General features: G+C 45.6%; 7 protein-coding genes and 1 pseudogene. All 8 read right to left on the reverse strand.

Features of this window, described 5'->3' with window-relative positions; translation table 11 throughout:
- Window positions 1-485: 485 nt before the first annotated feature.
- On the reverse strand, window positions 486-1,364 hold the full coding sequence (locus tag M0H32_RS29215) for a glycosyltransferase family 2 protein (RefSeq protein ID WP_345779404.1): 879 nt from the start codon (window positions 1,362-1,364) through the stop codon (window positions 486-488).
- A gap of 59 nt (window positions 1,365-1,423) precedes the next feature.
- Window positions 1,424-2,503 (reverse strand): GSCFA domain-containing protein, encoded by a 1,080-nt coding sequence (locus tag M0H32_RS29220; protein WP_248160269.1) that lies wholly within the window; start codon window positions 2,501-2,503, stop codon window positions 1,424-1,426.
- A 9-nt stretch (window positions 2,504-2,512) separates the two neighbouring features.
- Window positions 2,513-3,262, reverse strand: a complete 750-nt coding sequence (locus M0H32_RS29225; protein WP_248160271.1) for a hypothetical protein — start codon at window positions 3,260-3,262, stop codon at window positions 2,513-2,515.
- Window positions 3,263-3,308: 46 nt separating this feature from the next.
- Window positions 3,309-4,235, reverse strand: coding sequence for a glycosyltransferase (locus tag M0H32_RS29230; protein ID WP_248160273.1), 927 nt, complete (start codon window positions 4,233-4,235; stop codon window positions 3,309-3,311).
- A gap of 16 nt (window positions 4,236-4,251) precedes the next feature.
- Window positions 4,252-5,352: a glycosyltransferase gene (locus M0H32_RS29235; RefSeq protein WP_248160275.1), complete on the reverse strand. Its 1,101-nt coding sequence runs from the start codon at window positions 5,350-5,352 to the stop codon at window positions 4,252-4,254.
- A gap of 302 nt (window positions 5,353-5,654) precedes the next feature.
- A protein-coding gene (locus M0H32_RS29240) for an IS3 family transposase (RefSeq protein WP_248160277.1) occupies window positions 5,655-6,799 on the reverse strand; the annotation gives its coding sequence in 2 pieces (ribosomal slippage) (window positions 5,655-6,556 and window positions 6,556-6,799; 1,146 coding nt in all).
- Between the two features lie 52 nt (window positions 6,800-6,851).
- Complete coding sequence (locus M0H32_RS29245; RefSeq protein WP_248160280.1) at window positions 6,852-7,835, reverse strand: IS4 family transposase; 984 nt, start codon at window positions 7,833-7,835, stop codon at window positions 6,852-6,854.
- A pseudogene (locus M0H32_RS29250) lies at window positions 7,819-7,940 on the reverse strand (IS5 family transposase); the annotation flags it as partial. The gene M0H32_RS29245 and the pseudogene M0H32_RS29250, both read right to left, overlap by 17 nt.

Here is a 7,940-nt window from a genome sequence, read left to right on the forward strand (position 1 = left end):
TGACAAACCCACCGCCGCAAAACGCGGCGGCGGCACCGCTCGGCATGAAACCGGTAACCCGACACAATCAGAAAACTGCCCGACGGAAACCCATCAAGCGACAACACTGTGAGAAATGCGGGTTAGCGCACCAAATCGAAAAACAGCAGGTCGGCGACAACGGACGCTCACGAAACTACGTAGGGCGCAGACGGCGCTTACGATCGAGATGGCGTTTTCGAAACTTAAAAGCTTCCTCAAGAAAACCGCAGCGAGAACAAGGGACGATCTCTGGGAGGCCATCGCCAAAGGGATAGAACTATTCAGTCCTACTGAGTGCCGGAACTACTTTTCTGCTGCCGGCTACGACCCGGAGTGATCGGAAAATGCTCACATCTAGAGCGTGGCCGCTTTCCTTCTCAGGAGGTTGCCGATGGCTCTGCGCAAATGAATGCGGTGCAACGGGCGATGTTATGGGAAGGGGGCTACGTCACCTCGTCTATCACCTACGGTAAAAATTTATCCAGAAATCGACATGCACTTTGTCGTCGTGCTAAAAACATGACGATTATTCTTAAAAACCACAAGTAACTTCGTCGCCAAAACGTATTACCGGCTCTGATTTCATATTTTTTTAACGCAAAATGTAACGCTAGTCCGCAACGCCATTTTTTATCGTGAACCAAGTAAAAATATTGCTCTAATCCGTTAATCTTTTTATGGACTGATGAAGATATTCGATCTTCCCCGACTTGATTGTAGGTAAATGTGTTCGATTTTGATAATATTATTTTGCTTTCCGAATCTATTGATTCATAGTACATATGCCAATCTTGGCACGATAATATATTCTGAAATGTACAACGCAATAGTGCTCGTTTAGAAAAGGTTACACCGCCTAACGGGCCGATACAATTTTCGTATTGCAGGTAGTGTTTAACCTTACTTGGTGCAGTAATCTTACTAAGATAGTTCGGCGTGACAATATTTATAGAGTTCTTCTTAGAACTTATTCTTGATGTTATCAAAAGATCTGGTTCATTTTCCTCCAGGGAAGTAATCGTCTTCTCCAGCCAATCCACTGGAACAGAGTCATCACTATCATGAAAATGAATAAACTGTCCGGAACTGGTCTGATATCCAATTTTTCTCGCATATGGGGCACCCATATTTTCGGTCAACTGAATATAAATGTGGTCAGATTTTTCGGATATTGTTGGACGTAATTTACTCCCATCATCGATTACGATGATTTCAACACGTTTACTACACCTTTTACGTTGACGGTTAAATTCTTCAAATAATTTTTCAACTAACACTGGCCGATTGTACGACGTCAATATTATTGATATATATATATTATTGTCAGAACTGCAATTCATCATCAACTGGCGATCCTACACTATAGATTGCGTTATCCGCCTAACTTTATCAAGAAAGATATTCACACATAATTCTCTAATCTATCTTCGTCACAAATTATCGTATTAAGCTCTTTTGAAGGTGATGATGATCGTTGACCGTTTTCGTTCTGTTGGTATTCAATCTTGCTACTAGTAAGTTCTACTTTTGCGTAGTGCCGAAAAAAACACTTCATAACATGATTGACGCCTTCGTTTGTTACTGTTCTTAGGTCATCATCATAATAACGCCCACGAGAATATTGTCCGGTAATGATTTCATATGAAGGGAAATAGTCAACGTGATCATAGTGGGAAGCAATGGTTTCCGCAGCGACTCTAAGAATAGATTTCGATAACGTGGTTGCGGTTAAGACGTGCTTTTTCTCCATAGTCGCTATCAATGGTACTGGTGAAACTGTCAGTAGTATTTTTCCTAATGGATTATATAATTTACAAATGTCTATAAATTGTCCTAAATCTTGTACTATTTCTTCCACACTTAAATTTCGAAACCGGTACTTTTCCGGATCGTAAGTGCCAACCCCGCAGCCTGGGCAAACGGGGAATACGGCGTGATCTCTTCTAGACTCCCACAACTCTGTTAAGCCCAGAGTGAATACAAAGACATCAAATTCAGAAATTAGCTTCCTAATCGCCGCGAAATGTTGCTCTCGATCTCGTTGAAGTTCTCGCTCGCTAGAAAACCCTTCGGGTTGGATATAAGGACGGAATGGGTCTACTATGCGACCGGTCTTTTCGACCCATGTGTTCTCAATGGGATGAAATTTCCCAAAAGCCCTGAGAGTAGTTTGTATTAATTGACGCGTTGTATAGATATTCCCATATCGCGCAGAAAATGTTCCATAGTTATATCTTTTTTTAGTATCTGTAGAAAGAAGACTGTTTCCCTCTTCAGCGATATAATAATTAAACCCGCTATCTTCCAGATGTTTTGAGATGTGCTGAGCAAAGCAACTGCCGGCAGTTGATATTTTGCTAAATTTATCAATATTAAATTTAACAGATATGATAGGATCTAATTCGGAACTTGGTAATCTAGCTACAGATTTACTCCAATAAGAAGTAGTATCTATGTTCCTATACGGGCAATTGTTTGCCATATAAAGCTCCTAAGCTTTAGATAAACTCAAAATACATTCACTTAGCATATCGATCATCACTTTAGAAAAATGATGATCGACATGCACGGCATCTTTAACGTACTGCGCTTGCGTGAATCCCATTGGATCGCACAGCTCAGGTTTCGCATTCACAAGATACTTAGCATTATATTTGTCACACATTTCGTGAATGATGGCATTTTGGACATGCCATAATTTCAGGCGTGTAAGTGCTGGCATCGAGATTGCGCTCAGTTTGCCACTGCGTTTCGCTAGGTCAAGAATGTGCAGATCGTCTTTAGGTGGCGGAGGGGGGCCTACAACAATTAGTCCAGCGTAGCCAAAGTTGGTGATCATTTTCAGAAACAACGGCACTTCGTTAGCCAGCAACGTTAACTCCTCACGTACCGCTCCAAGCGGCACAATATCCAAATCGGGCTGCTCGGGTAAATCAGCTAAGCCTGATATATCAATATCAAATGCTCGATTACCAACATACATACCGAATTGATTGTAGTAATTTCCTTGTGAAATACTTACCAAGTAAGTTTCTTTATTCGGTTCATATTGATTTAATGCCGAAATAAGTGCTTGGTTTAGGTTTGGTTCTCCATTCATATTAAAATTAACGAGCGGCCCGGGAAATTCCTTTGTTCCGCATAATATTATATTATACTTGATATTGTTCACAGCCTTAGCCGACGCTAAGGCTCTTTTGACAGACCATACATGACTGTGCCCGAATATGATTGCTTCCATTGATATTCGCCTACGTAATTGAAACATTTTCCGTTACGTGATTTATTCAGCATTTGATGGTCAGATTTTTGATGCTATTAATCCGACTTATTTTCGAGATATTGGTATGGCGTTTTCTCATCATGGATTTTAGGTATTGTTCAAAGAACAATCGTAGTGTCTTCGCCTCCTTTGCTCGCCCAATATTTTTCAAGTAAATAAACACCTCTTCTTCCGGAATTACTTCTGTTAGTTCAGGTTCGTTAATACGCCTCAAGAATAGATTTGCATAAGAAACAATTGCGTTCTGTACTTGGTCCCGCCTTTTTAGAGCGGATATCGCATTATCGTGCACAAGATACCGGATCAATGGTTCTTTATCACAAAATACTAAGCCAATGTCACTCAATCTCAGCATCAAATCGTGGTCGTGAGTTACATGATGATATGGGCGATACCCCCCTACTTTTTCATAATCCGCTCTTCTCATAAAAAAAGAAGAATGAGGAATTGATGCATGTACAAGATTAAATGTGTCTAACCGTGGATACTGATATTGCGCGGGTCTAAACGTCCTTATTACTTCATCATAATTTAAGCGGCCGAGTTTATGCTCCCTGAACCATATCGCAGCTGAACCACATAATGAGATATCGCTCTCTTTGTCCATTATCCATAATTGTCTTTCTAGTTTATCTGGACGAAATTGATCGTCTGCATCTAAAACCGCAATGTACTCACTATCACCTGTACTACTAAGGAAATGTCGGGCTTCTGAAAGGTTCAAGTTCTCATCAGAAAATACTTTTAATTTTTCCTGTCTGCCGGCTTTTCTAAAGAGTCTGTCCAAGATATCAATGCTATTATCAGTCGAGCCGTTATCTAAAACTAACATTGTCCAATCATCATAGGTTTGGGACAAAACAGAGTTTGCTGTTCTTTCGATTGTGCTTTCTGCGTTCTTCGTAGGAGTACATATTGTAACCTTCGGCATTTTTGCTATTCTCCACTCAGCCGTCAAACCTAGACAAACGTTCTTTTAATTGAATCGATAGGCCATGATGAGAAAACCGTGCTTGCACATAACGGCTTCTTTGAGTTCGCTCTAATGGATTTATATTCGTCAAATTTCCGTTGCTAATACCTTCATAAAATTGCTCAAACGTAATGATATAGTTTGGCCCTAAGGAGTCCTGAAGACTCTTTGTGAATGGCGTCAAATTAGCAACCACAATTAGTCCTGCGCTCAAAGCCGCCATTATTGATCCAGAGTGCAGATAATCAATTGAGTTAAAAATGAAGAAATCAGATGCAGCTAGGATAGAATTAAGTTCTTGATCGTCAACACGTTGCCCTTTTATAAGCACATTGGGTCTATCTTGCGCGACGCGCTTCAACTTTTTAAGATATGATGTGGAAACGGGCCTGCCCGCTATCTGAAGATAGATTCTCCGATTTGTAAGAGCTGTCAAATGCGAAAATTGCTCTACAAATTGCTCTACAAATTGCTCCAGACCTTTGTATGGCTTCAGATGGCCAGTTATACAGCACACGATATCCGTGTCGGAAATTCCATAGAAAAACCTCCTTTTTCGAGCAATGTCTTCTGAATAGGTGAATTCAAGATAAGCTGGATGTTCGACCCAGTCGAAGATTACTTCTGAATTTGCAACCGCTCCTAGTTCGTTCTTAACGACAAGACAAGTATCTTTAGATAGAGACAAGCACAAGGAGCAATTACTAAGTATAATCTTGAGAAGAACTTTCCATCTTACGCCTTCTAACCAGTTCATACCATGTGGTTTAAGGTTATTAACGACCCAGACCAATTTTCCATTTCGGCGCACAAAACTCTTTAACTTTGAATAAAAGATAATTAAATCAATGAAAGATTGAAAAGGAGAGATAAGTCTATTTTTTCGCGCCCAAAACAACCGTTCCGGCCAATGCATTACAAATATATGACTTTTGGTTGGAATTCCTTTTAGAGGATTCGAAGGTACTGGATCAACGTCAAAACCGGCCTCTACTAGAGCTCCGTAGAAGGTGCGAATAAATGAATTATCTTTAAATTCGCGTCCAGGCCAAGGAGTAATTCTTTTACGTTTCACAAACTTCTCCATGAGTATTGTCGCTTAATGCCTCATATATCAAAATACGTTTATAAACTAGGCTACGCAGAAATCATATTGCATTTCTGAACTTGATCCGCCCAACCTGAGTGTGTCCAGTTTTGATGTTCTCCTGGGTGTTTGATCCCAGATTTTGATGGTGCACTCTTTTCGTCTGAATGGCAGGTGACGTGTAAGCGTCCGGTGAAGCTTGCTGTTACCCATAAGTTCATTGTTCACGATAAGGCTGTTGCACGATGCGGGCCCCTTCGACCAGATCGGCGTGAATAGCCCCGCGTTTTCTAGACGCCTTCAGAGTTCATTTTCTGCTGCCGTTCGAATTCGACGGGTGACAGCATTCCGTTTCTGACGTGTTTGCGCTTTGGGTTGTAGAACATCTTGATGTAGTCGAACACATCCCGCCTCGCGTCTTCGCGGGTTTTGTAGGTTCGTCGCCGTACCCTTTCCCGCTTGAGCAGGTTGAAGAAGCTTTCGGCGACAGCGTTGTCGTGACAGTTCCCGCGCCGACTCATGGAATGTTCGAGGCTGTGAGCTTTGAGGAACGAAGCCCAGTCCATGCTTGTGAACTGTGAACCCTGGTCCGAGTGGATTAGAACCTTGTGTTTCGGTTTCCGCCGCCATACCGCCATGAGCAGTGCCTGCAACACGACATCCGTGGTCTGACGGTTTTGCATCGACCATCCCACGACACGGCGGGAAAAGAGATCGATCACGACGGCAAGATAGGCAAAGCCCTCCAGAGTTCTGATGTAGGTGATATCTGTCACCCAGACCCTGTCGGGTTCCTCCACATCGAACTGCCGGTCGAGGCGGTTGTCGACGACCATGGAAGGTCTTCCGCCATAGCTGCCCGGCCGCCGCCTGTATCCGATCTGGGCCTGGATCCCAGCCAGCCTGGCAAGACGCGCGACGCGGTTCAGGCAGCACCTCTCTCCCTGATCGAGCAGATCGTCATGAAGCTTGCGATATCCATAGACCTTGCCGCTCTCCTTCCACGCCTTGCCAAGCAGGTCGGTCTGGCGGATGTCTTCCCGGGCCCGTTTGCTCAGCGGGGTCTTCAGCCAGGCATAAAAGCCGCTTGGATGGATGCGCAGGCAGCGGCACATCGCCCGCACCGAAAACACGGAGCGATGCTCGGCGACGAACGCGTACCTCACTTTGCATCCTTGGCGAAGTACGCGGTTGCCTTTTTTAGGATATCGCGCTCCTCGGTAACACGAGCCAGTTCCTGCTTCAGTCGGCGGATCTCCACAGCCTGATCAACTTCGCCCGGATCGGCCGGCTTTGCGAACTTCTTCTTCCAGGCATAGAGCGAATGCGCGCTCACACCCAGACGCTTCGAAACCTCCGAAACCGGATAGCCCCGTTCGGTGATCTGCGCCACCGCGTTCCGCTTGAAATCGTCACTGAAATTGCTTGTGCCCATCATGGCCTCCTTGCCTGAAAATTAGGGAAGAAGGCGTCTACAAATCTAGGGGCTATTCAGCCAGACGGGAGAAGCCTCGCCATATGACGGTTGTTCCTGGTGGCGGATCGGAGGCGCGATCAAGATAACCTCCGAGCCGAGCGACTGCCCTGAGGTAAAAATCTAGGTCTCGCTGGGGCTTGGATTTGTTTTCTGGAGTTGAGCGCTCAAGCAGACGGCACTCGATGTCCGTGAATACGGTAGCAGGACATGCATCTGGGGCATCGCGCCCGAGCATCGTGAGCCATGAGACGCGCCAAGCCACAACGCAGCACAGGGCTATGCAGTTTGCCAATCGGTCAGCCGTGGTGAGGCGCAACTCCTCGATACGGCATCCGGTCTTCAGGGTTCTGAAGAAGGTTTCGATCTTCCAGCGCAGGGCATACCATTCGAGCTTGCTGACAGCATCGGCATGAGTCTCGACAGGCAGGTTCGTGATCAACTTCCACGAGATGGGTGCCCGGTCTTCCGGCGGGTTGAGTTCCTCGGCATAGATGATCTGAAGCTGCTGATGCCTGTATCGCTTTTGCTTTCCTATTGGCGGGCGAACGGTCATCGTGGCGTGCCGGACAACGAGCACGGCCCGCTGCGTCTTGCCCTTAGCATCGCGGAACCGGACTTCGTGCCTGCCGCTGGATTGGGTTGCTTCCATTACACGGGCGATGGTCGTGTCGCCATCTTCGGCCAGGCGGTCGACACAGCTCCTGACCAAAAAACTCGTTCCGAGTTCCTCCGCCAGACAATAGAGCTCGTAAAAGTCGCTTTCCCTATCTTCGACATGTATGCAGCGCTCAGGTGAGCCGGTCAGGTCGCAAGATCGTCGCAGATTGTCGAGCCAGCGCATGCTTTCCTTCTGTTCGATCGGTACCCGCGTCGGATTAACTTTGCGCTTGAGCGCTGCGGTCCCCTTGAACTTGGCGCGCGACCAGAACTTGGCCGCCGTGAGACCGAGAGGAAGCCCTTCCGGCGTGATAGCCAGACTAGGTCCTGTTGACAAAGTCTTGCAGCCATATGCGAGCCGCGGCGAGATTGAGGAACGCGGCGAAGGATGCCTTGGTCTTGTCGTATCGGGTGGCGATCCTGCGGAACTGTTTGACCTTGT

Source organism: Roseibium sediminicola (assembly GCF_023156505.1).
GTDB classification, from domain to species: Bacteria; Pseudomonadota; Alphaproteobacteria; order Rhizobiales; family Stappiaceae; genus Roseibium; species Roseibium sediminicola.